At 55.0% G+C, this 24,668-nt stretch carries 24 protein-coding genes and 1 pseudogene; 12 read left to right on the plus strand and 13 right to left on the minus strand.

All coding sequences use genetic code 11. The features are described from left to right. Window positions 1-228: 228 nt before the first annotated feature. The 8 genes from purH to aroQ form a co-directional block, all read right to left on the minus strand. Window positions 229-1,827: a bifunctional phosphoribosylaminoimidazolecarboxamide formyltransferase/IMP cyclohydrolase gene (gene purH, locus A8710_RS11540; protein ID WP_068860958.1), complete on the minus strand. Its 1,599-nt coding sequence runs from the start codon at window positions 1,825-1,827 to the stop codon at window positions 229-231. A gap of 10 nt (window positions 1,828-1,837) precedes the next feature. After that, complete coding sequence (gene fis / locus A8710_RS11545) at window positions 1,838-2,119, minus strand: DNA-binding transcriptional regulator Fis (protein ID WP_454557331.1); 282 nt, start codon at window positions 2,117-2,119, stop codon at window positions 1,838-1,840. Between the two features lie 26 nt (window positions 2,120-2,145). Then, on the minus strand, window positions 2,146-3,147 hold the full coding sequence (dusB, locus tag A8710_RS11550) for a tRNA dihydrouridine synthase DusB (RefSeq protein WP_157686413.1): 1,002 nt from the start codon (window positions 3,145-3,147) through the stop codon (window positions 2,146-2,148). Window positions 3,148-3,152: 5 nt separating this feature from the next. Further along, window positions 3,153-3,731: a DUF3426 domain-containing protein gene (locus tag A8710_RS11555; RefSeq protein WP_068860962.1), complete on the minus strand. Its 579-nt coding sequence runs from the start codon at window positions 3,729-3,731 to the stop codon at window positions 3,153-3,155. A 24-nt stretch (window positions 3,732-3,755) separates the two neighbouring features. After that, entirely contained in the window at window positions 3,756-4,655 is a 900-nt protein-coding gene (gene prmA / locus A8710_RS11560) for a 50S ribosomal protein L11 methyltransferase (protein ID WP_068860964.1), read from the minus strand. Between the two features lie 103 nt (window positions 4,656-4,758). Further along, window positions 4,759-6,099 carry an acetyl-CoA carboxylase biotin carboxylase subunit gene (accC, locus tag A8710_RS11565; RefSeq protein ID WP_068860966.1) on the minus strand — a complete coding sequence of 447 codons (1,341 nt, stop codon included), beginning with the start codon at window positions 6,097-6,099 and terminating at the stop codon, window positions 4,759-4,761. A gap of 15 nt (window positions 6,100-6,114) precedes the next feature. Beyond that, window positions 6,115-6,597 carry an acetyl-CoA carboxylase biotin carboxyl carrier protein gene (gene accB / locus A8710_RS11570; RefSeq protein ID WP_068860968.1) on the minus strand — a complete coding sequence of 161 codons (483 nt, stop codon included), beginning with the start codon at window positions 6,595-6,597 and terminating at the stop codon, window positions 6,115-6,117. Window positions 6,598-6,616: 19 nt separating this feature from the next. Beyond that, window positions 6,617-7,063 (minus strand): type II 3-dehydroquinate dehydratase, encoded by a 447-nt coding sequence (gene aroQ / locus A8710_RS11575; RefSeq protein WP_068860970.1) that lies wholly within the window; start codon window positions 7,061-7,063, stop codon window positions 6,617-6,619. 379 nt (window positions 7,064-7,442) lie between these two features. Here aroQ and coxB point away from each other — a divergent pair, with 379 nt between their 5' ends. From coxB to A8710_RS11595, 4 genes are read left to right on the plus strand one after another with little or no spacing between them, the layout of a single operon-like run. Continuing rightward, window positions 7,443-8,627, plus strand: a complete 1,185-nt coding sequence (coxB, locus tag A8710_RS11580) for a cytochrome c oxidase subunit II (protein WP_082968859.1) — start codon at window positions 7,443-7,445, stop codon at window positions 8,625-8,627. Continuing rightward, window positions 8,624-10,240 (plus strand): cytochrome c oxidase subunit I, encoded by a 1,617-nt coding sequence (gene ctaD, locus A8710_RS11585; RefSeq protein WP_068860972.1) that lies wholly within the window; start codon window positions 8,624-8,626, stop codon window positions 10,238-10,240. Before coxB ends, ctaD begins: the two co-directional genes overlap by 4 nt. 3 nt (window positions 10,241-10,243) lie before the next feature. Beyond that, entirely contained in the window at window positions 10,244-10,792 is a 549-nt protein-coding gene (locus A8710_RS11590) for a cytochrome c oxidase assembly protein (protein WP_068860974.1), read from the plus strand. A gap of 32 nt (window positions 10,793-10,824) precedes the next feature. Beyond that, a complete protein-coding gene (locus A8710_RS11595) occupies window positions 10,825-11,742 on the plus strand; it encodes a cytochrome c oxidase subunit 3 (RefSeq protein ID WP_068860976.1) in 918 nt (305 codons plus the stop codon). A 7-nt stretch (window positions 11,743-11,749) separates the two neighbouring features. Here A8710_RS11595 and A8710_RS11600 read toward each other — a convergent pair whose 3' ends face one another. Then, a complete protein-coding gene (locus A8710_RS11600) occupies window positions 11,750-11,956 on the minus strand; it encodes a DUF2909 family protein (protein ID WP_068860978.1) in 207 nt (68 codons plus the stop codon). Between the two features lie 59 nt (window positions 11,957-12,015). On the opposite strand from A8710_RS11600, the gene A8710_RS11605 reads away from it, so the two are divergent. The 8 genes and pseudogenes from A8710_RS11605 (at window position 12,016) to A8710_RS11640 (ending at window position 20,135) form a co-directional block, all read left to right on the plus strand. Beyond that, complete coding sequence (locus A8710_RS11605; protein ID WP_068860980.1) at window positions 12,016-13,311, plus strand: SURF1 family protein; 1,296 nt, start codon at window positions 12,016-12,018, stop codon at window positions 13,309-13,311. Window positions 13,312-13,336: 25 nt separating this feature from the next. Further along, on the plus strand, window positions 13,337-14,332 hold the full coding sequence (locus tag A8710_RS11610) for a COX15/CtaA family protein (RefSeq protein ID WP_157686411.1): 996 nt from the start codon (window positions 13,337-13,339) through the stop codon (window positions 14,330-14,332). A gap of 1 nt (window position 14,333) precedes the next feature. Further along, window positions 14,334-15,233, plus strand: coding sequence for a heme o synthase (gene cyoE, locus A8710_RS11615; RefSeq protein WP_068860984.1), 900 nt, complete (start codon window positions 14,334-14,336; stop codon window positions 15,231-15,233). A 154-nt stretch (window positions 15,234-15,387) separates the two neighbouring features. Continuing rightward, window positions 15,388-15,600: a cold-shock protein gene (locus tag A8710_RS11620; protein ID WP_022956916.1), complete on the plus strand. Its 213-nt coding sequence runs from the start codon at window positions 15,388-15,390 to the stop codon at window positions 15,598-15,600. A 590-nt stretch (window positions 15,601-16,190) separates the two neighbouring features. Then, window positions 16,191-16,385: pseudogene (locus A8710_RS12460) on the plus strand (cold-shock protein); the annotation flags it as partial. Window positions 16,386-16,407: 22 nt separating this feature from the next. Next, window positions 16,408-17,733, plus strand: coding sequence for an ATP-dependent RNA helicase RhlB (rhlB, locus tag A8710_RS11630; protein ID WP_082968862.1), 1,326 nt, complete (start codon window positions 16,408-16,410; stop codon window positions 17,731-17,733). 186 nt (window positions 17,734-17,919) lie between these two features. Continuing rightward, window positions 17,920-18,234, plus strand: a complete 315-nt coding sequence (locus tag A8710_RS11635; RefSeq protein ID WP_068860987.1) for a DUF485 domain-containing protein — start codon at window positions 17,920-17,922, stop codon at window positions 18,232-18,234. Beyond that, window positions 18,231-20,135 (plus strand): solute symporter family protein, encoded by a 1,905-nt coding sequence (locus A8710_RS11640; protein WP_068860989.1) that lies wholly within the window; start codon window positions 18,231-18,233, stop codon window positions 20,133-20,135. Before A8710_RS11635 ends, A8710_RS11640 begins: the two co-directional genes overlap by 4 nt. Window positions 20,136-20,226: 91 nt before the next feature. Here the strand turns inward: A8710_RS11640 and A8710_RS11645 are convergent, their stop codons facing one another. The 4 genes from A8710_RS11645 to A8710_RS11660 all read right to left on the minus strand — a co-directional run bounded on the left by A8710_RS11645 (window position 20,227) and on the right by A8710_RS11660 (window position 24,667). After that, entirely contained in the window at window positions 20,227-21,189 is a 963-nt protein-coding gene (locus A8710_RS11645; RefSeq protein ID WP_068860991.1) for a polyprenyl synthetase family protein, read from the minus strand. 75 nt (window positions 21,190-21,264) lie between these two features. Further along, a complete protein-coding gene (locus A8710_RS11650) occupies window positions 21,265-21,738 on the minus strand; it encodes a Csu type fimbrial protein (RefSeq protein ID WP_198341701.1) in 474 nt (157 codons plus the stop codon). Further along, window positions 21,720-23,951: a fimbria/pilus outer membrane usher protein gene (locus tag A8710_RS11655; RefSeq protein WP_068860993.1), complete on the minus strand. Its 2,232-nt coding sequence runs from the start codon at window positions 23,949-23,951 to the stop codon at window positions 21,720-21,722. Before A8710_RS11655 ends, A8710_RS11650 begins: the two co-directional genes overlap by 19 nt. After that, complete coding sequence (locus tag A8710_RS11660; RefSeq protein ID WP_157686412.1) at window positions 23,951-24,667, minus strand: fimbrial biogenesis chaperone; 717 nt, start codon at window positions 24,665-24,667, stop codon at window positions 23,951-23,953. The genes A8710_RS11655 and A8710_RS11660 overlap by 1 nt, the downstream gene beginning before the upstream one ends. Between the last annotated feature and the right edge of the window lies 1 nt (window position 24,668).

Here is a 24,668-nt window from a genome sequence, read left to right on the forward strand (position 1 = left end):
CCAGCAGTGCTCACCCACACCCGCACCCGTGGTCAATCCAGAGTCGTCGTCACTATTCCGCTACTGGAGCTAATGCACCAGCCTGAGCTTTAGCGCTGAGCGGTCAGGCGGGCTTATCTCTGGCAGGGACGTTGCGCGCCATGGATGGCGCGCAAGAGCCTACAAGGACGTACTCGCGGCGTTCCCTGCCAGAGATAAGCTCACCTGACCGCGGAGGCCCTAAAAAGCTCAGTGCCTAAAATGGCGCATCCCAGTAAACACCATGGCAATGCCGGCTTCATCAGCCGCAGCAATCACCTCGGCATCCCGCATCGAGCCACCCGGTTGGATGATCGCCACAATGCCTGCTTTGGCGGCGTTATCAATGCCGTCGCGGAACGGGAAGAATGCGTCCGAGGCCATGACCGCGCCTTGCACTTGCAGGCCAGCATGCTCCGCTTTAATGCCGGCGATGCGGGCGGAGTTGACGCGACTCATCTGGCCGGCGCCTACGCCCACGGTCTGGCGATTTTTCGCATACACAATGGCGTTTGACTTCACGTACTTCGCCACTTTCCAAGCAAAGATCAGATCATGGATCTCGGCTTCAGTGGGGGCGCGTTTGGTCACGATTTTCAAGTCCGTGTCCTTGATCATGCCAAGGTCTTGGTCTTGCACGAGCAGGCCGCCGGTGACGCGCTTAAAGTCCCATTGCGCGTTGCGCGAAGTAATGTCTGGTAATGCGCCGCAGGTCAAGACACGAACATTCTGCTTAGTCGCTGTGACGGCCAACGCTTCAGCGGTGACGCTGGGAGCGATAATGACTTCAACAAATTGACGATCGACGATGGCCTGAGCGGTGTCGGCATCGAGTTCACGGTTAAACGCGATGATGCCGCCGAATGCCGACTCCGGATCGGTGGCGTAGGCCAGGTCGTACGCTTTACGGATGCCGCCTTCGGCATCGAGCACGACAGACACGCCGCAGGGGTTGGCATGTTTCACGATGACGCAAGCTGGCTTGGCAAAGCTCTTCACGCACTCCAGCGCGGCATCGGTATCGGCGATGTTGTTGTAAGATAACTCTTTGCCCTGAAGCTGCGTAGCAGTGGCAATCGAGGCTTCTTTCGGCGCGGCTTCTGTATAGAAGGCAGCGCGCTGATGTGGATTTTCGCCGTAACGCAGGTCCTGCGCTTTGAAAAACTGGGTATTGAAGGTGCGAGGAAAGGTATCGCGTGCCGTGAGATCGCCCTTGGTGGCGCCGACTAAGCCGCCGAGGTAATTGGCGATCATGCCGTCGTAGCCGGCGGTGTGTTCGAAGGCTTTTACCGCCAAGTCGAAACGCGTTTCGTAAGACAGGCCACCGCTGGCCTTCACTTCTGCCAGCACACGATCATAGTCACTGGCACTTACCACGATGCCGACATGGGCGTGGTTTTTCGCCGCAGAACGGACCATGGTAGGGCCGCCGATGTCGATATTCTCAATGGCGTCCGGCAGTGTGCAGTCGGCTTTGGCGACCGTCGCCGCGAACGGGTAGAGGTTAACCACCACCAGATCGATGCCACCGATGTTGTGCTCAGCCATGATCGCGTCATCTTGACCGCGACGACCGAGAATGCCGCCATGAATCTTCGGGTGCAGCGTTTTCACGCGACCATCCATCATTTCTGGAAAGCCGGTGTAGTCCGAGACTTCAGTCACGGCTACGCCTTCTTGTTGCAGCAGTTTGAAGGTGCCGCCGGTAGACAGCAGATGCACGCCGCTGGCAGCCAGCTCACGCGCAAATGCCACAATGCCAGTTTTGTCGGAGACGCTGATTAAAGCGCGCTGCACGCGTTGAGTCATGGTCGCTTCCTCAGTTCATCAGGCCGTGTTGCTTAAGCTTTTTACGCAGCGTGCCGCGGTTCAGGCCCAGAATTTCGGAGGCGCGGGTTTGGTTGCCACGGGTGTACTCCAGTACCACTTCGAGCAGCGGTGTTTCTACTTCGGCAAGAACCATCTCGTAGACTTCGCTGGCGCGTTCGCCATCCAGATGCGCGAAATAGTTGCGCATGGCCAGCTCGACATGGTCGCGCAGGCTTTGGTTGGGGCGGGTGCTGGTGCTGGTCAGCGGTTTCTTCATGACGGACATGTCCATGGGGTGGTGCTCTCGTGTCAATGGCATCAAGCGGCGGCATCCGGCCACCGGCTATCTGCTCGGCGCAAAAAATACTCACTCACCAGCCGAATCTGCTGGTCAGCATTAATCAGGGTGTTGAACTGCCGGCTGAGCGCTTGGCCCTCCGGCAGATAGTCGGCATACCAGCCCAGGTGCTTGCGTGAGAAACGCACGCCGAGATCCGGGCCGTAGAACGCGTGCAAGCTGCCGAGGTGGCGCAAGACGATATCGCGCTGTTCCGCCAGATTAGGGGGCGGTAGCAGGTCGCTTGTTCGAAGGTAGTGTTGGATCTCGCGAAAGAGCCACGGACGTCCGTGAGCTCCCCGGCCGACCATAATACCATCGCAGCCAGTGTGCTCAAAGACTCGCCGCGCTTTTTCCGGTGAAGTAATGTCACCATTTGCGAGTACGGGAATGCCGACCGACTGCTTAATGGCAGCAATGGTGTCGTATTCAGCGTCACCCATGTATTTGTCGGCTCGCGTGCGGCCATGCACAGCCAACATGGCGATCCCTGCATCCTCCGCAATGCGCGCGATGGTCGGGCCATTACGGTTGTCGCGATTCCAGCCAGTACGAATTTTCAGTGTCACCGGCACATCCACGGCGGCGACCACGGCAGCGAGAATGCGCTCGACCAAAGGCTCATCCTGCATGAGTGCCGAACCGGCGAGCCGGTTACAGACTTTTTTCGCAGGACAGCCCATGTTGATGTCGATGATTTGCGCGCCACGCTCAACATTTTGGCGCGCAGCATCGGCCAGCATGTCGGGGTCGTAACCCACGATCTGTACCGTGATGGGGCCGGGTTCGCCGCTGTGATCCATGCGGAACTTGGATTTGTTGGTGTGCCACAGGCGTGACTCCGACGACACCATTTCCGACACCACATGCCCTGCGCCTAATTCACGGCAAAGCTGGCGAAACGGGCGGTCAGTAACGCCGGCCATGGGGGCGAGTGCCAAGGGCGCATCTATCGCGTAGGGGCCGATGTGCAGTGGCTTCAGCCAGTTCATGGCAGCGGACTCAGCTCAACGGCGGCGTAGGCCGGCCAGGTGCCGTTTTCCCGCGCCAGCAATTGAATGGGCAGGCTGATACGAAGGGGTTGATCGCTACTGGCCAGCGAAGACAGTCCAGAAGATTTTGCCAGGTAGGTGCGTGGCGCTATGTCGAGGGCGGTGATGCGAACGCCATAGCTGTCACGCAGGCTCAGTCGCAGCGTTGGCCACGGCTGCAGGATATCCGCACGATTGATAAGGCGGGCATCAAGCTGATAACGATGCGGATCTTGCTCGCTGACTCGCCAGCCTAAGTCAGTCACTTGCCAGGCGTCTTTTACCTGCGGGCGCAACAATTCATAGGGCGTGCTGGCCAAAAGGGGATTCAGTGCGTTACGAACAGCACCTTGTTGTAACCAAAAAGCCTGAGTCAGCCAAAGCCCTTCGAGCACAAGTACGCAGGCAGCGAGCATCGCCAAGACCAGCCAACGTCGGCGCCGTTTCACTGGCTGCGCGCGGTCGAGCTGCACCGGCAAAGCCAGTGCGTCGAGTGCAAGCGTTGGCCGATCAGTGGCGGGGCGGTGGTCTGTCATGTGTTCAGGCTCGTCATTTTTCGCTCACGCAATGCGCTTGCGGCCAGACAATCGGCACCAGTCTTCATCCTTGATGCCGAGTCCGTCCATGTCACACCACTGGCCGTAGATTTCGCGCAGCTCATCGACTTGCGAGGTGATGATGCCAGACAACGCGATATCGCCGCCGGGCTTGAGGAAACTGGTCAGCGTCGGTGCCAGCATGCCCAGCGGGCCAGCGAGAATATTGGCGACGACAACATCGGCACCTTCGCCGTTATTGAAATCAGCTGGCATGTCTTCGGGCATGAAGACGCGAACGCGATCTGCAACACCATTGCGCTCAGCGTTGTCACGGGTGGCGGTCAGCGCCTGTGGGTCGAGATCGACGCACCAAGCTTCACGCGCACCGAGCAGCAGGGCGGCGACCGCCAGAATGCCCGAACCGCAGCCGTAATCGACCACGACCTTGCCTTGCAGATCAAGGCCATCGAGCCATTCCATGCAGAGAGCGGTGGTTTGGTGGGTGCCGGTGCCGAAGGCTAAGCCCGGATCGAGCAGCAGGTTGATGGCGTCGGGTTGAGGCGGTGGTGTCCAGCTCGGTACCACCCAGAGGCGGTCGCCGAAACGCATGGGATGGTAGTTGTCCATCCACGCGCGTTCCCAGTCTTTGTCTTCCAGCACTTCGATGCGATGGGGCGGCAGGGCGTGACCGAGCTGGCCTTCGAGAAAGTCGACAACAGCATCCATCTCCGAGTCCACCACGAACAGGCCGACCACGGTGGTGGCGTCCCAGAGCGGCTGTGCGCCGGGTGGTGGCTCCAGCAACGGTTGGTCGCCAGTGTCTTCCATGAGCACGGCGGCAGCGCCAGCGGTCTCCAGCAGGTCTTCAAAGCGGGGCGCGTCGGCCTTGCGGGTCTCGATCTTGATTTGCAGCCAGGACATGACGGCCTCCGAAAAAACTGGACGCGCAGTGTAGTCGTCTTGTTGGTGATTTTGTAGCCAGTCGGGGCGACAAAATCACCCCGCTGGCATCAAAATCGGCTGCTTAGCTCAGGCCGAGCTTCTTTTCGAGGTGGTGGATGTCCACGCCGCCTTCCAGGAAGGCCGGATCTTGCAGGATGACATCGCGATGTAGCGTGATATTGCTCTTGATGCCGTCAATGACAATTTCGTCGAGCGCGTTGTGCAGGCGCTTGAGCGCGATGTCGCGTGTCGGGCCGTGCGCAATCAGCTTGCCGATCAGCGAGTCATAGTTCGGTGGCACGCTGTAACCCGAATACAAGTGCGAATCCATGCGGATGCCGGGGCCGCCGGGCGCGTGGTAGTAGTTGACCTTGCCGGGGCAGGGCATGAAGGTCTTCGGGTCTTCCGCGTTGATGCGGCTTTCCACGGCGTGGCCTTGCAGCTTGATCTGGTCTTGCGTGACCGACAGACCAAGCCCAGCTGCTACACGCAGCTGCTCCTTGATGATGTCGATACCGGTCACCATTTCCGTGACCGGATGCTCGACCTGCACGCGCGTGTTCATTTCAATGAAATAAAAACGCTCGTTTTCATATAGGAACTCGAATGTACCCGCACCGCGATACTTGATTTGCTCGCAGGCCCGTATACAGGCGGCATAGACCTCGTCACGCAATTTTTGCGGGATGTGCGGTGCCGGTGCTTCCTCAACCACTTTTTGGTGACGACGTTGCAGTGAGCAGTCACGGTCGTAAAGGTGAATCGCTTTGCCTTCGCCATCGCCGATGACTTGAATTTCAACGTGACGCGGGTGTTGCAGGAATTTCTCCATATACACCGTGTCATCGCCAAAGGCCGCGCCTGCCTCGGCTTTGGTCACCATCAGTGATTCAAGAACATCCGCTTCATGATGCACAACGCGCATGCCGCGACCACCGCCACCCGCAGCGGCTTTAATGATGACGGGCAGACCAATGTAATTCGCCATTTCAATGGCGTTTTCCGCCGTTACCGCACCGTCTGAGCCGGGCACCGTGGGTACGCCAGCGGCTTTCATGGCAACGATCGCCGAGACCTTATTGCCCATCAGGCGAATGGATTCAGCGCGCGGGCCGATAAAGGCAAAGCCGGACTTTTCCACGGCTTCAGCAAAATCGGCGTTTTCGGCGAGAAAGCCGTAGCCAGGATGAATGGCCTGAGCGCCGGTGACTTCGGCGGCGGAAATGATGGCCGGGATATTCAAGTAAGACTGCTTGCTGGCTGCCGGTCCGATGCACACGGTTTGATCGGCGAGACGGACATGCAGCAAGTCGCGGTCAGCTTTTGAGTAAACCGCCACCGTTTTGATGCCGAGCTCTTTACACGCACGCAGGATACGCAATGCAATCTCGCCACGGTTGGCGATGACCACCTTGTCCAACATAGGGGTGATCTCCGCTTAGACGATAGTGAAGAGCGGCTGATCGAACTCGACCGGTTGGCCGTCCTCGACCAAGAAGCTTTCGATGACGCCAGACTTGTCGGCTTGAATTTGATTCATCATCTTCATGGCTTCAATGATGCAAACCGTGTCACCCGCTTTAACGGTACTGCCCACATCTGCAAAGCGCGCCGAGCCTGGTGCCGGTGAGCGATAGAACGTGCCAACCATGGGTGAGCGCTGCACAAAGCCCGTGGTGCTGGGTTCGCTGGCGGCCACGGCAGTGCCTTTGGTTGCGCTATCGCGTTCGGCAGGAGCTGGTGTGGCAGCAAAAGTTGCTGGCTGAGGCGCTGGCGCGGCATTGGGCAGGCTGTAGTGCAGGGCTTGCTGTGGACGATTACGAGCAATGCGAACGGACTCTTCGCCCTCGGTAATTTCCAACTCATCAATGCCTGATTCTTCTACCAGTTCAATCAGCTTTTTGATCTTGCGAATATCCATGTATGGCTCCTCAATAAAATTAATGTGCAGTCCGTAGCTCGCGCAGGGCATAGGTCAGGGCTAGCTCGTAGCCCAACGCACCTAGCCCGGTAATCACGCCGACGGCTTTGTCTGAAAGGAAAGAGTGCTGTCTAAACGACTCACGCGCGTGGACATTTGACAGGTGCACTTCAATAAACGGAATTTTTACCCCGAGCAGGGCGTCGCGCAGTGCGACAGACGTGTGAGTAAACGCTGCGGGGTTAATCAGAATGAATCGTGTGCCATCGAGACTGGCCTGATGAATGCGATCAACCAGCGCACCCTCATGGTTGCTTTGAAAGCAGGCCAAGCTGATGCCGGCAGATTCGGCCTGCGTTTGCAGGCGTTTATTGATCGCGTCTAGCGTGTCACTGCCGTAAAGGCCGGGCTCGCGCTGACCGAGTAAATTCAAGTTCGGACCATTGACGACCAAAATTGCAGGCATATCGAAATTCCAAGGCTTAAATAATGGCCAAACAATCGGCAATGATTGGCGCTAATTTCGGCGAAACAGCGACTAAACACTGAAAAATGCCGGTTCATTCTTGGTCGCCACCTTACCGAATGCGCGTGTTGCTCGCAATGACTGCAGCATGACGATTCCATGAAGTTACGACTAAATTCGTGGATATCCACCCTTCGTCGGAAGTCTCCTGCCAACCATCGTTTCGCTTACCCTTTCAATACGTGACTGAGTGGACACGCCCCTCCTAAGAAGCCTACTCTCCGGGGCATATAAATAGAGGTGAGCGCACACCGTGGCCGAAATGCCCCTGGCTGTTGCAAAGCTCACTCGTGTTCAGACACCAATCGAGGGCCGTTGCATGCGGAGTTCTGTCATTGTTCGTCTGCTTTTAGCTGTTCCGTTGTTATTCATGTCGCCGCTGCTTCTTGCTTCTAGCTCATGGGATATGACGCCGGGCGTCACCGACATCAGTTCGCAAGTCTTCCATCTGCATCGCACCATTCTGTATGTCTGTATTGCCATTGGTCTGGGCGTTTTCGGCATGATGTTTTGGTCCATCCTGCATCACCGAAAATCTAAGGGCGCAGTGGCCGCGCACTTTCATGAAAGCACGATGGTGGAAATTATTTGGACCGTCATTCCGTTCATTATTTTGATTGGCATGGCCATTCCTGCCACGCGAGTGCTGGTGGCTATGAATGACACCAGCGATTCGAGCATGACGGTTCGTGTCACGGGTTCGCAATGGAAATGGAACTACGAATACCTCACCTACGATGATGACAAGAGCGTTGGAGTCTCCTTCTACTCCGTGCTTTCTACGCCGCGTGAGCAATACGAGCGTCAGGGTAAGGGCTTTGGTGCAGGCAATTTGCCGGACTTTAAGGCGCACCCTAATTATTTGCTGGAAGTGGATAAGCCACTGGTGATTCCAAGCGGCCAGAAAATCCGTTTCCTGATTACGGCAGACGATGTCATTCATGCTTGGTGGGTGCCTGACTTTGCGCTAAAGCGTGATGCAGTGCCGGGCTTTGTGAATGAAATTTGGGTGGATGTGCCGGTGGGCAAAGAGGGGATTTATCGCGGCCGTTGCGCTGAACTCTGCGGCAAAGATCACGCCTTTATGCCCATTGTGGTTGAAGTAAAGACAAAAGCGGACTTCAAGCAGTGGCTGGCAGGTGCCAAGGTCCAGGCCGAGGCGGATGCAAAGGCTGCAGCCGCTTCTGTTGACTATAAGTACCCGTCCTTAGATGTAGCCATGAAGGAGGGTGAGGCCGTGTATGTGGCTCGATGTGCCGCCTGTCACCAAGTCAGTGGCGCGGGATTGCCGCCCATGTTTCCTGCACTTAAGGGCAGCAAAATCGCGGTGGAAAAAGCGCATTTGCAAGACCACATCAACATCATTCTGAATGGCAAAAATGCCATGCCAGCCTGGAAAGCCATCTTAACGCCGCGCGAAATGGCTGCGGTCACGACTTATGAACGTAATGCCTGGGGTAATGCCACAGGTGATCTGGTACAGCCTTCGGAGTTTGCTAAATGAGCGCAGAAGCTATGTCACACAGCACGGCCGCAGAAGGCCATGATGATCATGGGCATCACGCGCCATTGAAACCCTTTTTGCTGCGCATGTTTACCACCACCAACCATAAAGACATCGGCACGATGTATTTGGTCTTTGCACTGCTGATGCTGCTTTGCGGTGGCTTAGCGGCGATGGTAATTCGCGCGGAGTTGATGTATCCCGGCATGCAGCTGGTGCAGCCCGACTTCTTTAACCAGATGACGACCGTGCACGGCTTGCTGATGGTCTTTGGCGCCATCATGCCGGCCTTTACCGGCTTCGCAAACTGGATGGTGCCCATGATGATCGGTGCGCCGGATATGGCGCTGCCACGTCTGAATAACTTCTCGTTCTGGTTGCTGCCTTTTGCCTTCGCCATCCTGATTGGATCGGTGGTGATGTCGGTTTTGGGCATGGGGTCTGCTCCGAATTTTGGTTGGACCTTCTATGCGCCGCTGTCCACGACCTATGGTCCGGCCAGCACAGACTTCTTTATCTTCTCAGTTCACTTAATGGGCATCTCGTCCATTCTGGGTGCGATTAACGTCGTCGTTACCATCTTCAACTTGCGTGCTCCCGGCATGACCTTGATGAAGATGCCCCTGTTTGTTTGGACCTGGTTGATTACCGCCTTCCTGCTTATTGCCGTGATGCCGGTGCTGGCGGGCGTGGTCACCATGATGCTCACCGATCGTCATTTCGGTACCAGCTTCTTCGATGCCGCTGGTGGCGGTGACCCCGTGATGTTCCAGCATATTTTCTGGTTCTTCGGGCATCCCGAGGTCTACATCATGATCCTGCCTTCTTTCGGGATCGTCTCGGCTATTATTCCGGTCTTCGCACGCAAGCAGCTTTTTGGTTACCCCTCCATGGTGTACGCCACGGCCTCCATCGCGTTGCTGTCATTCGTGGTTTGGGCTCACCACATGTTCACCACCGGGCTACCCTTGGCGGGCTCGCTGTTTTACATGTACATGACCATGCTGATTTCAGTGCCAACGGGCGTGAAAGTCTTCAACTGGGTTGCCACCATGTGGCGCGGCTCCATGACCTTTGAAGTGCCGATGCTGTTCGCCATCGCCTTCGTGGTGTTGTTCACCATTGGCGGCTTCTCGGGCCTGATGCTGGCCATCACGCCAGCAGATTATCAGTACCAAGATACTTACTTTGTGGTGGCGCATTTCCACTATGTGTTAGTCACTGGTTCGCTGTTTGCGATTTTTGCCGGCGCCTACTATTGGCTACCGAAATGGTCCGGCCACATGTTCAATACCAAGCTGGCTCAACTGCACTTCTGGAGCTCATTGCTGTCGGTGAACCTGCTCTTCTTCCCGATGCACTTCGTGGGTCTTGCGGGCATGCCGCGTCGTTACGCCGACTACTCCATGCAGTTCGCTGACTTGAACTTCTGGATCTCGATTGGTGGTTTCTGGTTCGGTGCCAGCCAGCTGTTCTTCTTGGCGGTGTTGTTCACCATCAAGCGTCAGCCAAAAGCGAGTGCTAATCCGTGGGAGGCGCAAGAAGGTCTTGAGTGGACACTGCCCAGCCCTGCGCCCTATCACAGCTTTACTCAGCCGCCAGAGATTAAGTAACTCATGGATCGCAAACCTAGCCCATCAGCCCAAAGCCGCCAGTTGCGCTGGCTGGCTATTGGTGTGGTCGGCATGTTTGCGTTCGCTGTGTTCGCTATGCCGCCCATTTACCGCGTGTTCTGCGAGCTGACGGGTTTGAATGGGAAACCGTCACTCGCGAATGCACAGGCAAAGCCGGAAGCAGACTTAGATCGCACGGTGACACTAGAGTTTGTGACCTCCGTGGATGCCGGGCTGCCGTGGACCTTTCGCGGCAATCTCACCTCGGTAGATGTGCATCCAGGTCAAATTCATCGCGTCAGTTTTCAAGTTGAAAACCTGTCTGATAAAGCGGTGATAGGGCGAGCGATTCCCTCAATTTCACCGGCGGCAGGCACGGCGTTTGTGAAAAAAACACAGTGTTTTTGTTTTGAGCAACAAACCTTGGCGGCAGGGCAAGTGGTTGAGATGCCGGTGGTTCTTTACATCGATCCCGCGCTGCCGAAAAACATTAAAACCATCACGCTTGCCTATCGCTTTTATCGCCAGCCCGATATTGAGCAAAAAATCTAACGACTAAGCTCGTTGCTAGTAAGGAGTGTTGCATGTCATCGCCACAAGAAACACTGAAGCAGACGGATAAACCCTCCGCGTATTACGTGCCTGAAAGCAGCCCGTGGCCCATCATGGGCTCTCTCGTGCTTTTCATTCTGGTGATTGGCGCGGGCAATACAGTTCAAAGCCATAGCTTGTCAGGTATTGCGGCGAATGAAGGCCATCTGAATTTCTTGCTGCCCTTGGGTTTGGTCGGCCTATTTGTGCTGATGTACCTCTGGTTTCGCGACACGGTTCGCGAAAGTTTAGGTAATCGCAATTCGGCACAGATGGATGTGTCTTACCGCCAAGGTATGACTTGGTTTATTTTTTCTGAAGTCATGTTTTTCGCCGCCTTCTTTGGTGCTCTTTTCTATGCTCGCGTGCTGAGCGTGCCGTGGCTGGGCGGAGAAGGCAAAGGTGGCATGACGCATGAACTTTTGTGGCCACAGTTCCAGGCGCTCTGGCCTTTGGTCAAGATGCCCAGTGGCGAGACTACTCAAGCCATGGGCCCTTGGGGTCTGCCGTTTGTGAATACGGTGCTTTTGTTAACATCTTCGGTGACTCTGACGATTGCTCATCATGCGCTACTCGTGGGCGAGCGCCGTCGTCAGCTGCTGTTCCTATGTATCACGGCTGCTTTAGGTCTCACTTTCTTGGGCTGCCAGGTGCTCGAGTATCACCATGCCTATGCGGAAATGGGGTTAACGCTGCAGTCCGGCATGTATGGCTCTACCTTTTATATGCTGACAGGCTTTCACGGCCTGCACGTGACCATCGGTACCATCATGTTGATCGTGATGGCGTTGCGAACGCATAAGGGGCATTTAACACCAAGCAACCACTTCGCTTTCGAGGCGGCTGCTTGGTATTGGCATTTTGTGGATGTGGTCTGGCTGTTCTTGTTCGTCGTGGTTTATTGGTTGTAAGTCTGCGTCACAGTCCGTGTGGATCGATGACACCAAAGGCGCCCAGTACAAACAGCGAAGCGACAATGACAATCGACCACACAACCCGCATTTTTAGCGCCTGTAACATGCGCTGAGGGTCGCCCTCAGCGCCGCGTGACAAAGCTTTCAGCGCCGAAGCAAGCTGCCAAACAACTAGGCCTAACGCGAGCAGAATGACAATTTTAATGGCCAAAATGTGACTCCAGACATGACAAAGTGGAAGCCCAGTATAAGTTGTCTGAGCGAGCTGTCATGGCCGTAAAGACGAACGGTAGATCGTTGGTGTGGATCATTGTTGTGATACTGGGTGCGGCATTGCTGCTATCGCTTTCGGCCTGGCAATGGCAGCGCGCCGCAGAAAAAGAGCGATGGATTAAAGTGCAGGCGCTTTCGGCGCAGACGGATGTGATGTGGCTGGATGGCCATAAGAGCCGATTGTGGCAGTCTGGCCAACGAGTGAAGCTATCGGGCCGCTTTGAGCCTCAGTGCCGAGTTGCTCTAGATAACCAGCCGGTGAATGGAAAAACGGGCTATCAGCTGCATCAATTATTTCGCTTGGATAACAGCCGGCAGGCGGTTTTGGTGAATTTAGGCTGGTTGCCCAGCGATCGCCAGCAAGGGCCTGCCGTACCAGAAGCATTGAAAGAGCAGGCCGTCGTGATGGGCGATATTCAAAAGCCAGGACAATTTTATACGGCGGGAGGCGCAGAAATGCTTAACGGGTTGTGGCGTGTGGGGCGTGTCGATTTAGCAGAGTGGCAAGCCCGCTGCCAGACTGAGTTACTGCCTTGGGTGGTGCGACTGAGCCCGGAACAGAAGGGCTTGGGTTATCTGCGGGACTGGCGCCCAACAGAAACTCAGAAAATCGGACCAGACAAGCACCGAGCCTATGCGTTTCAGTGGTTGGCATTGGCCATTACCTGGTGCTTATGTTGGTGGCATTTAGCTCGGCGCTCATCGTCAGTGTCCACATTGAATAAGCAAAAGGGCGCTTCGCGCTGGGTTGTGATCGCCTTGTTGCTTAGCTTTACCTTGCCATTTTTTATCGGTCAGCTGGCATACGATCTGCACTGGATCGGCGGCGGTAAAACGAATAAGGGGCAATTATTCACGCCCCCAGTGGCTTTACGGGAGAGCTTTCCTGTCACCGATCAGCAGGCTTTGAATGGCCGTTGGTGGTTAAGTTATGTTTTGCCTGAGCAGTGCATGGCGGATTGTGCGCAGTCGATAACTACGTTGACGCGCTTGCAGGAAACGCTGGGTAAAGAGCGAGGGCGCGTCGGACTGTTATTAATTAAAACAGAGCGCAGTGCGTCCATTGCATTGCCTCCGGCCTCTAGTGAGATTCACTTAGTGACCGTGCAGCAAGCGTCGCTAAAGGCATTGGGTTTGAATCAGTCTGCGCGCTCCCCGTGGATGATCATGGACCCTCAAGGGTGGATCATGTTGCGATATGAGCCGCCGTTAACAGCGCCAGACGCCTTGATTAGCGCGCAAAACTTACTCGACGACCTGAAGAAACTGTTGAAGGCATCCCGCATTGGCTAACGTAAATCACTCCACACTAAAACGAGTGGCTCAATTCGCAATCCTGCTAACGCTCACGGTAATCCTTCTGGGGGCGTGGACGCGTTTACGTGATGCAGGTTTGGGCTGCCCTGACTGGCCCACTTGCTACGGCCATTTCACAGTACCCAGCTCAGCAGAGGCGCTGGCTCGCGCGGACGCCTTGTATCCGGGCCAAATGGTGGTGCCCGAAAAAGCATGGCCTGAGACGATTCATCGTTACTTTGCCAGTGCAATCGGGCTGCTCATACTGCTGCTTTCGACGTGGATGTTTGCTCAACGTCGCGCGACGACCTTGCCTTGGCGTCATGGCCTGTTTTTGCTGGCGCTAGTGTGTACACAAGGTGCTTTTGGCGCGCTCACTGTGACTGAAAAGCTCTATCCCCCGGTTGTTACCGCCCACTTGCTGTTGGGCTTTAGCACGCTCACAGTATTGTTCTTACTTTACTTGCGTCTAAGCCAGGCTTTTCCGCGAACGGGGGATGAAGGGATTCGGCGAATACGCTTTTGGGTATATCTCGCGGTCGCCGTAGTGGTAGGGCAAATTATGTTGGGCGGTTGGACGGCATCAAATTACGCCGCTACCGTGTGCACGGAGTTGCCGATTTGCCAGACCGGTTGGCCGGCACTCTTGCAATGGCGTGATGCCTTCAGTCTTACGCATGTAGATGATCTTAATTATGAATTCGCACCGCACCTAGACGCAGCCTCCAAAGTAACCATTCATGTCGCGCATCGCGTAGGCGCTTTCGTTGTGGTCGCTACCGTACTCATGCTGGTCACGCAATTGCTCAGAAAAGCCGCAACCGCTCGCTATCGTACGTTTGCCTGGGTGATTGCGGGTGCGCTGCTCATTCAGGTGGGCTTAGGTGCCGCGAACGTGCTATTCCAGCTTCCCTTATGGAACGCCGTGGCGCATAACGTATGGGCGGCTGTATTCCTTCAAATACTGGTGGCGCTCGCGTTTGCCGTCCACCAAGAAAATAATAAGTTAAGAGGTTGAGATGTCGACATTGCCCGTAGTGAATGCAACGCCCATGTGGCGTGAATATTGGGCATTAACCAAGCCGCGTGTAGTGGCCATGTTAATGGTCACAGCATTGGTGGGCATGGTTTTGGCGCCTCATGAACGCTTACCCGTTTGGCAGTACATGGCAGCGATTGTTGGGCTGTGGGCTGGTATGGCCTCTGCGGCGGTCATTAATCAGTGGGTCGATCAGCAAATTGATGCGGTGATGACCCGCACGCAACATCGCCCGTTGGTTCAAGGGCAAATGCAAGGCTCTGCTGCCCTGGCTTGGGCCGGCTTTCTGGCTATCGTATCCATGGTCGTGTTAACGCTTTGGGTGAACCCACTCACTGCATGGCTCACGGCACTGGGTATGGTGGGCTATGCTGGCATCTATACCCGCTATTTGAAGCGTGCAACGCCGCAGAATATTGTCATTGGCGGGCTCTCCGGTGCATTGCCGCCATTACTCGGCTGGACGGCCGTTACGGGTGAAATGTCGCCGCACGCCTGGTTATTAGTCCTCATTATTTTTGTTTGGACGCCGCCGCATTTTTGGGCATTAGCGATTCACCGGCGCGACGAGTATGCCAAGGCGGGAATTCCGATGTTGCCCGTTACGCATGGGATTGAGCTCACGAAGCAACTGGTTTGGTATTACACCGTGTTGTTGGGCTTAGTGACACTCTTGCCTTATTTGGTCGGTATGAGTGGGATTATTTATCTCGTCGGAGCGTGCCTCTTTGCTTTTCTATTTGCGCGCGAGGCATGGATATTAAAAACGACGGACAAGCCGGGGCAGGCCATGAAAACCTTTGGTTTTTCATTGGTCTATCTCTTAGGTTTGTTTGCAGCATTATTGCTAGACCATGTTTGGTTGAATTGGATGGCTTGACAAAATATGCGCGACTTGCTTGCACTCGACTATCTTTCCGTGTTTAATCAATTCGCCCGTGGGCATCATCACCTCGTAACGCTATGTTTTATCATGCGCCAAAGTTTGATGGCCGCCACACGGCTATCCGATACAGAGTTTTTTGAGGTTGATTATGTCGCAACGTGAGCAAGGCACCGTGAAGTGGTTCAACGATGCCAAGGGTTTTGGTTTCATTCAGCGTCAAGCTGGTGAAGATGTTTTCGTCCACTTCCGCGCCATCCGTGGTGACGGTCACCGCTCCCTGCGGGACGGCCAGAAGGTCGAATTCAGCGTCGTCAAGGGTCAGAAGGGCTTCCAAGCCGAAGACGTTCTGCCGCTGGATTGATGCACCTTTTGTGGTGAGCCTTCGGGCTCACCACAAAACCCAAATAGCGGGCTTACCCGCTTTTTTTATTTTTGCTGCATCGGGAGCCGGGCTCAACCTGTCATTCTCGGCTATTGGTATTGGTAGCGTGTTGGCCCGATGCCCAACCGAGCTCAGTGTGTCGAGTCTTTTTCATGCGTAGCAAACAAGGTCTTGCGCTGCTTTTTTCCTTGATGGGTCTGGGCTATGCCCTAAGCGGCCTCTTCATGTTGGTAGCCCCGAGCCTCTGGCTCAAGTTTTTCCCCCTCGCTTTTTCTCTTCCGATTGATGCAAACAGTGAGTTTGCTGTTCGCTTGTTGGCCGTTGCTGAACTTAGCATGGCGCCGCTGTTTTTCTGGTGCGCACGCAATTTAAAGCGCTGCCGAACCATTCGTTTGACCTTAACGCTGCAGGCTACGGGCGTTGCTGCCGTCGTTTTGGCCTCCTTAGCGTCACAAGACGGCGGTGTTTCTGCACAAATCCCATCGGTAATTCTGGTGCTGTTGCCTGCGCTGATCTTGCTGGTCTTAAGCATTCCTAGCCGCACGATTCGTGTTAAAGGGCCGCGTGAGCAAGGCTCGGTCAAATGGTTCAACGCCAATAAAGGCTTTGGCTTTATTACCCGCGATAACGGCGATGATGTGTTTGTGCACTACCGTGCGATTCGCGGCGAAGGCCACCGTACATTGCGTGAGGGCGAGCGCGTCGAGTTCTTCCTAAAGCGCGGTGATAAGGGCTTGCAAGCTGACGATGTGCAGATGATCTGACATGACTATCGATGAGCTCGACATGTCCATAGAAACTCCTGCCGTAGAGGCTGAGGCGCTGCCACAGCCTGAGTTGATCAAAGTACGCTTCAACGAGCTTCCTGTGCCGTCTGCCATTTTGCAGGCGGTGACCGATCTTGGCTTCGAGTACTGCACGCCCATTCAGGGGCGTGTTTTGCGTTTCACCTTGGCTGGTCACGACGCCATTGGTCGTGCCCAAACGGGTACCGGAAAAACCGCCGCTTTCTTAATTACGGTAATTGCCGATCTGCTGAAGAACCCGCCTTCCGATGAGCGTTGTTTAGGCGAGCCGCGCGCCTTGGTTTTAGCGCCAACGCGTGAGCTGGCATTGCAAATTGCCAAAGATGCAGCGGATCTGGGTAAGTACGCCGGTCTCTCCGTCGTCACACTAGTGGGCGGCATGGACTACGAGAAGCAGCGTAAGCAGCTCGCGGCAGCGCCAGTCGATATCATTGTGGCCACGCCAGGACGGCTGATTGATTTTGCTAACAAGCAAGAGATCTATCTCGATCAAGTTGAGCTGCTGGTGATTGATGAAGCCGATCGCATGTTGGACATGGGCTTTATTCCTGACGTGAAGCGCATTGTTCGCCTGACGCCGCCCAAGACCCATCGTCAAACATTGTTGTTCTCCGCCACCTTCACCCCGGATGTGATGAACTTGGCCGGGCAGTGGACCTACCATCCTGTCACGGTAGAGATTGAGCAAGAGCACGCCACCAATGCCTTGGTCGAGCAAAAAGTCTACATCGTGACTACCGAGCAAAAAATTCCTCTGTTGCTCAACCTCATCACGCAGCAAAAACTGGAGCGCGTGATGGTGTTTGCCAATCGCCGCGATCAGACCCGCCGTCTGACGGACATTTTGAAGGCACACAATGTGTCTTGTGCATTGCTCTCTGGCGATGTGCCGCAGGAAAAGCGGGTCAAGACCTTAGAGAATTTCCGCGAAGGTAAGATCAGTATCTTGGTGGCGACTGATGTGGCAGGCCGTGGCATTCATGTGGATGGCGTTAGCCATGTTGTGAACTTCACCTTGCCAGAGCAGCCCGATGACTATGTGCACCGTATCGGTCGAACAGGTCGTGCTGGCACCTTGGGCACGAGTATTAGCTTCGCCTGTGAGGATGATGGCCACCTCATTCCTGAGCTGGAAAAAGCGATTGGTCGCAAGCTGGACTGTGTGCGTCCACCGGAAGAGCTTTTAGCTGAAATCGCTGAAGTGAAGGTGATTCATGGCGCCAGTGGCGCTGAACCTGCGCCGCGCAAGCCTAGGCCCGGCGGCTCCACGGGCAATGCAGGGCGTCGCCCGCCACCGCGCCGATAAAGTACTCGACTGAGCCAAAGCCACCTTCGGGTGGCTTTTTTTTATCTTAGCCAAAAGTCGTGTAGCGAATTTTTCTGTAAAGCATAGTCTCGTTTGTATGGCTACGTAGTTCTCAGCCTGATTTTGGTTCCAGAACCTTTAAAGACTCGCGCAATACACACTCGTTTAAAAGATAAGGAGCACGAGATGTCTAAAAACCATGATTGGGAGGCGATAGCCGAAAGCCCAAAATTTAAGCAGCTTGTGGCTCGGAAGCGGGTTGTTCTTTCCGGACTCATGTTGTTCTCAGTCTGCTACTACTTTCTTTTACCGCTGGGTGCGGCTTATTACCAAGATTTATTTAAACGACAAATATGGGGGCCGGTAAATGTAGGACTCGTCTTCGCATTGTCTGAGTTTGTCGTGGCGTGGACGGTAGCGGTCATTTATTCCCGAATTGCTAATAAAGAGTTTGATGTACTGGCAGCCAAAATTGTTGCTGACGCGGAGGCAAGCAAATGAATAAAAGTCTGTTAATGGGTGGATTGCTGGCATTGGGCGTTCCTACCTTGGCTTGGGCTGCTGAAGGTGCTGTTGCGCCAGAGTATCGTCTGATGACGTTTATGGTGTTCGGCGCCATCATTATGCTGACGATGTTTGTCACTTACATGGCATCAAAAAAGGTGCATTCAGCATCCGATTTCTATACCGCCGGCGGAGGCATATCTGGCCTACAAAATGGCTGGGCCATTGCAGGAGACTATCTCTCTGCGGCTTCTTTCCTAGGTATTGCAGGGCTGATCTCCCTCTACGGCTACGACGGATTTATGTACTCTGTGGGCTGGTTGGTGGCCTATATTACGGTGCTGCTGGTGATTGCCGAGCCTTGCCGAAATATTGGTAAATACACCCTGGCCGATATCCTGGCTTATCGAAATGATCCGAAAAAAACACGGGTGGTCGGTGCGATCTCCGTGATTACGGTGTCTACGTTTTACCTGACTGCGCAAATGGTGGGTGGTGGCGTGTTGGTGAAAACGCTGATCGGTATCGACTATGAGATATCGGTAATGGCAGTGGGTGTGCTGATGTTGGCTTACGTACTTTTTGGCGGCATGGTGGCCACTACGTATGTTCAAATCATCAAAGCGATTTTGTTAGTCATTGCGTCAATCATTCTTGTCATGCTGGTCTGGGCTCCCTACGGCTTTAGCCTCCCTGAGTTTTTAACGGCGGTTGTGGGGGATGCAAAAGTACAAGGGCAAGTAGCAAAGCTATTGGGTGATAGTGCCGAGACCATGTCGCCAGCGGAGCTAGGGCAACGCTTTTTGGAGCCTGGCCTATACCTTAAAGACCCACTGGACCAGATTTCCTTGGGCATGGCACTTGTCTTTGGTACGGCGGGTCTGCCTCACATTTTGATGCGCTTTTTTACGGTACCAAATGCTCAGGAAGCGCGTAAGTCTGTCATTTGGGCTATGGCCATTATTGGCGGCTTCTACGTGCTGACACTGTTCTTGGGTATGGGAGCAGCCATTCATGTTGGCGCGGCAGACATTGCGCTCATTGATAAGGGTGGCAACATGGCTGCACCCCTGTTAGCGCAGTATTTAGGGGGTGGCGCCGACTCCATGATGGGTAACTTCATGCTGGCTTTTGTGGCAGCGGTGGCCTTTGCCACGATTGTGGCCGTGGTTGCCGGGCTGGTACTCGCTGCAGCCTCGGCGATGGCGCATGACATCTATGTCGGCGTGATTCGCGGGGAGCATGCAACTTCGGCGGAGCAGGTTAAGGCTGCACGTATTTCCACCGTCATCGTGGGTGCCATGGCGATTGCCATCGGCATCGCGGCCAAGGGTCAGAATGTGGCGCATCTGGTGGCGCTGGCCTTTGCGGTTGCGGCTTCGGCAAATCTGCCGTGTGTGCTGCTGACATTGTATTGGAAGCGCTGCAATACGGGCGGCATTATGGCGGGGATGATCATTGGGACAGTCTCCGCGATTGCATTAGTGATGGTGTCGCCTAATATGACCTACCCACTAAAAGTTAAGGCGGATGCCACAAAATTGATAGCCGAAGCGCCGGCTAAACGGGCGGGCTTTGAAGCCAAACTGACAGATGCTGCTTTGATTGGAAGTGCACGTGTGACGACAACAAAGGCATTGGCCAAGTTGGAGAAAGATGTCACGAAAGCTGAGGAAGATCTGATTAAGTATGCTGACAAAACGACATCAATGATGGGTTTAGAAGAGCCGTTGATCAAGCTTAAAAATCCAGGGATTATCTCCATTCCATTAGGTTTTTTAGCGGTAATTTTTGGATCGCTATTATGGGGACGTGACCGTCGTTCAGAAGAAAAGTGGACAGAGCTGTATGTGAGGCAGAACACAGGGCTAGGTGCATCCAATGCACATGCACACTAAGTTTTGAATTTGGCAGTGTCACTTCAGATGTGATGAAAAGCGGGGGTCAGCAACATCGATCCCCGTTTTTTTGCCTGAGAAATACCTGAAATTAGGCGTTTCTAGCAACCGAGAGTCTGGCCAGGCCTTGCAGAGCGGCGCGATGCGGTGTGTCGGGGAGGCAGGCAACGGCGGCTACAGCGGCCTCAGCTTCGGCCTGAGCTCGAGCTAGGCTGTAGTCGAGTGCGCCACAGCGCTGAACCAGCTGGATGATCTCTTGCAGGTGGTCAAGGCCGCCCGTTCGGATGGCATTGCGCACCATATCGGCCTCGTTGGCGCTGGCCACGGCCATGGCACGAATGAGAGGCAGCGTAGGCTTACCTTCAGCGAGGTCATCGCCCACATTTTTGCCCATGACATCGGCGCTACTGGTGTAGTCCAGCACGTCATCAATGATTTGGAAGGCAGCGCCTAGGTGGCGAGCATAGGTGACCGAAACGGCACGCCATTGATCGCCGGTCAGCGATGCCGAGCATTCTGCGGCGGCCTCAAACATCTTCGCAGTCTTGCCGTAAATCACTTCTAAATAGCGCGCTTCTGTAGTGTCGGGGTCATGCTGATTGATCAACTGCAGAACTTCGCCCTCGGCAATCACGCAGGTGCCATCCGACATGATGTCGAAAATAGCTTGGCGTTGCAGGCGCGCAATCATTTGGAAGGCACGGGACACTAGATAATCGCCGACCAAGACGGCGGTGGCATTGCCCCAGTGGGCATTGACCGTTGGGCGGCCGCGACGCAGCGAGGACTCATCCACAACATCGTCATGCAGCAGGGTGGCGGTATGCAGCATTTCGATGATGGCTGCGACATCAATATGTGCACTGCCGGTGTAGCCGCAAGCGCGAGCCATTAACAGGCTTACCAGCGGGCGCAAACGTTTGCCGCCACTTTGCACAATGTATTCACCGACTTCGCTGACCAGTGGTACGCGAGATTGCAGGTTGGCCGAAATGCAGGCATCAACGGCAGCAAAATCGTCTTTGACGAGGTTCAGGATGTCTTTGAATTCCATGAGGAGGAAACTATTGAGCAAAAGAATCCGCGAATGCTATCAGCCAACGCCGCCTGCGACTACCGTTCAAGCGTGCTAATACGCAACGGTCACGGTAATGGTGTCACTGTAACTGCCAGAAGGGGCGTTGATCTGCCCGGCGGGAATGCGCCCATAAATGGGGTAAAGCCGGTTTACGCCAATCCCTAAAATGCTCAGTAAAAAGCTATCTGATACCGAGCTGCCCCCAGATCCCCAGACCGAGGAACGGAGAGGGTCTGAGTATAGGTTGTAGTTTAAAATATTGGCGCTTTGGCGTAGCTCGCGGGCAGCGGAGTTGCCGCTGTTACCTGCCGAAAGCGAAATGGAGTAACTCACCAAAATGCTGATAAAGGATGAGCAGGTCACAGTTAAGGTGGTTTGGCTGTCCGTGGCAATACCTAGGGTGCCACTATAACTACCAAAGGCTAAGCTGGGTGTGCTTGCTGAGCAAGTAAGCGCGTGGCCTTGGCCGCAAAGGCTTAGCAACAATACCGCCGTACTGACGCGTTTCATTGCGCGAGCTGGCATGTGAGCACTCCTGTCGAGTGACCCGGTGGAAGGGTGTCTATGGTGCATTGGCGATTATCGGGCAGCATCACGCTGAGCATTTGGCTTCGCCACCGCGCCGGCACGTAGATTAAGCCATCGAGTCCGCTGGGTAGCGTGGCCGTCTCGCCATGCACGCTCAGGCTGCTGCCGGTCGGCAGCGGCTCTCCCGTACTAAGTAGTGCCTGCCATGCCTCGCTATATTGGGGGTCTGAGCGAGCTAAGCGTAATGCGGCAATGCCGCGAGGTGGGCGAACCAGGCTTTCCATTTCGCCTAGCTGAAGGCTCATAGGCAGGTCCTCCCAGCCCAATCGGATGGGTAAGGTTTGATACGGCCAGATGTCGGTGAGCAGGCGTTGGCCATGCCGATCGGTTTTGCCGCTGGGCTGATTGTTGGCATAGACAGTCACCTGGGGCATGCCGGTATCAACGACCAGAAAACCCTGAGGGATGGGCTTGCTCCAAAACACATTTCCGGGCACCCAAGCGAATGCTGTGGAGATGCTCGTTTGGGCGCTCGTCACGCCATTGCGATCGCCGAGCCCCATGCGGATGTTCCCATGGTCACCTAGAAACTGCAGGTTGGCTTGGTTAACCAGCTCATGCTGCCGAACTTCACTGGCAATTCGCCCGCTCCAGGCAGATGCTTGGGGCTGCCACGACACATTCAATTGCAGACCAAAACCATCGGGGTCGCGCTGTGTAAGTTGTACATCGCTTTGCCAGCTGGAGTTAAGGCGTTGGCTCATCCCTACGCTGCTGTTGAGGCCGAAGCTCGGGCTGTGAATCAGGCTGAGGTACAGCTGGCGGTCAGAGTTTAGGCTCTGATGCCAAGACGCTGTCGTTAAGCGAATGCTATCGCGATCGCGGCGCTGCTCGTCGCTCCAGCCTAGGCTAATGCTGCTGTTGGGCGTGAGTCGCCAGCCGGTTTGGGCTCGAAGGCTACGTGCCACTGCGCCCGGATCTCGGCCTAGCTCAATGAACTCAGGGCTTGAGACGCTGCCCTGAATTTGAATGTTTCCGCGCTGTGATAACCATTCATAGCCAGCGAGTGCGTGTTGGCCCCAGCCGAGATCGTTGTCGTGGGAGAGACCCCAGCCGGTTTGGAAAAGCCCCCAGCGTGCATGGCTCATGAGCCATTCGCCTTGCAGGCTTTCGCGTTGATGCTGCCAGTCCGCACGAATACCCCAGGTGCCTGAGTCTTCCGTTCCCTGACGCAAACGCGCGCTAAGGAAGCCGGATGTGTAGGTGTCGTTCTGGGTGGCAAAGCCTTCGCGCAGTCGTCCGATATCAATGTGATAGTCACGTAGCCCGGCGCGAAGCAATTTGGGGCTGGTATAAAAGGGCTGGCTGATGCGGGTTTCTCGACCCAAGCTATCTTTAACAATGACCTGAATGTCGCCAGCGCCGTTAATGCCTGTCTGCGTATCTAAAGCATATGGGCCTGAGCTTAAGCGATTGCTTTGGCGAAGTTGGCCATCAATATAGAGTTCGGCGCTGGACGGCAATGTGGCTTCGCCCCGAAAGCTGGGTAAAGGATAGGTGGCAACTTCGGGGCGTTGACTAAAGTCACTGCCCCAAGAAAGCCCTCCAAAGCGTACATTGGGGCTTAAGCCAAAGCTGTTATTTAAAATATCGCCGACTTTCAGTGCCGTCATGTTGCTGGCGATATCCCAACGCACTTGGCTGTTGAGTCGCTGGCTACCCTCACGAAGAAATACATGATTCGAATGCCATAGTCCGCCGAGTGTGCTGAGGCTAAAGCCTGCTTGGGTCGCCAGACGGACAGGTTGATTCTGGGTTTGGAAAGCAAAAGTATCTAAATTGACAAAGCCTCCCACGGCGTTGGGAAGGGTTACCGTATTAAACGGCTCTTGGTTTGTGTAATGCCGTCGGGGCAGCTGGGCGGCGAGCTGAAGGCGCATGGTGCACGCATCCACACGATGGGGGATAGCACTTAACAAATACCACTGCCCGTCGGCTGTCTTTAGGGTTTCACCGGGTAGCACGCTAAGTCCGGTCCACGCTAGGTAATCACGCTCGGAAAGCCACACCTTGCCCTGCTCATCCATGCGGATTCTGCCCATGATCGGTTCAGTCTCTGCCTCACGTTCAATCGCTACTAGCTGGATACCAGCACTGAGTGTCTCTTGGCACTCGCGGTCAAACCAGATAGGGGCGGGTAGGCTGTCCATTAGCTAGTGGGTGCTGAAAGTACTTGGACTTGTTTGCCTTGGTCCGACAGCGTTTCAACCTGCAGCGGATACGCAGAGGGCGCTATGGGGAGTGGAATGGCATGCTGCTGTCCGGGCAGTACGTAAAGTAAGCGGCTGGCCTCCAGAAGGACGCGTTGTTCTGCGTCAGTCACCTTAAAAAAGGTAAAACGCTGATGTCGATTTCCCAAATTTTTCAACTGAATTTGATGGCCGGATTCTTCGCTTTGAAGCTCCCAGTCCAAACGACTGACGGGCAAGTTAGTGGCTTCAGCAAATAAGGGTAGGCTCAATGCCAGTGTGACTTTAATCCCATCTGTATTGTCGGCAGGGTTCGGAACTTCTTGCAGAACCACCCGAAATGCTTGCTCGGTTGATGGCGGTTGCGTCTGTTGCAGCCAGCCCACACGAACCAGTTGCTTAGCACCAGGCGCCAACCTAAATAAAGGCGGCGTAAGCATCATGTCTTTTGTGACTTCACTTCCTGACATGTCTTCACTGTTCACCCAGGTCATGACTCGTCCCTGGACCAGTAATGGTTTTGAGCCTGTATTAGTGACGGTAAGCGACGTCATTTGCTGTTGGGGCTTGAGGCTGAGCTTCAGCGGGCTAACGGCGAGGCCACTCGCTTTCAAAGGCATGCTCATGACTGAGATGCCGATGAAAGCGACAGTGCTGAGCAGTCGGAGAGTATTCATG

The organism is Perlucidibaca aquatica (assembly GCF_001676655.1).
Taxonomy (GTDB): Bacteria; Pseudomonadota; Gammaproteobacteria; order Pseudomonadales; family Moraxellaceae; genus Perlucidibaca; species Perlucidibaca aquatica.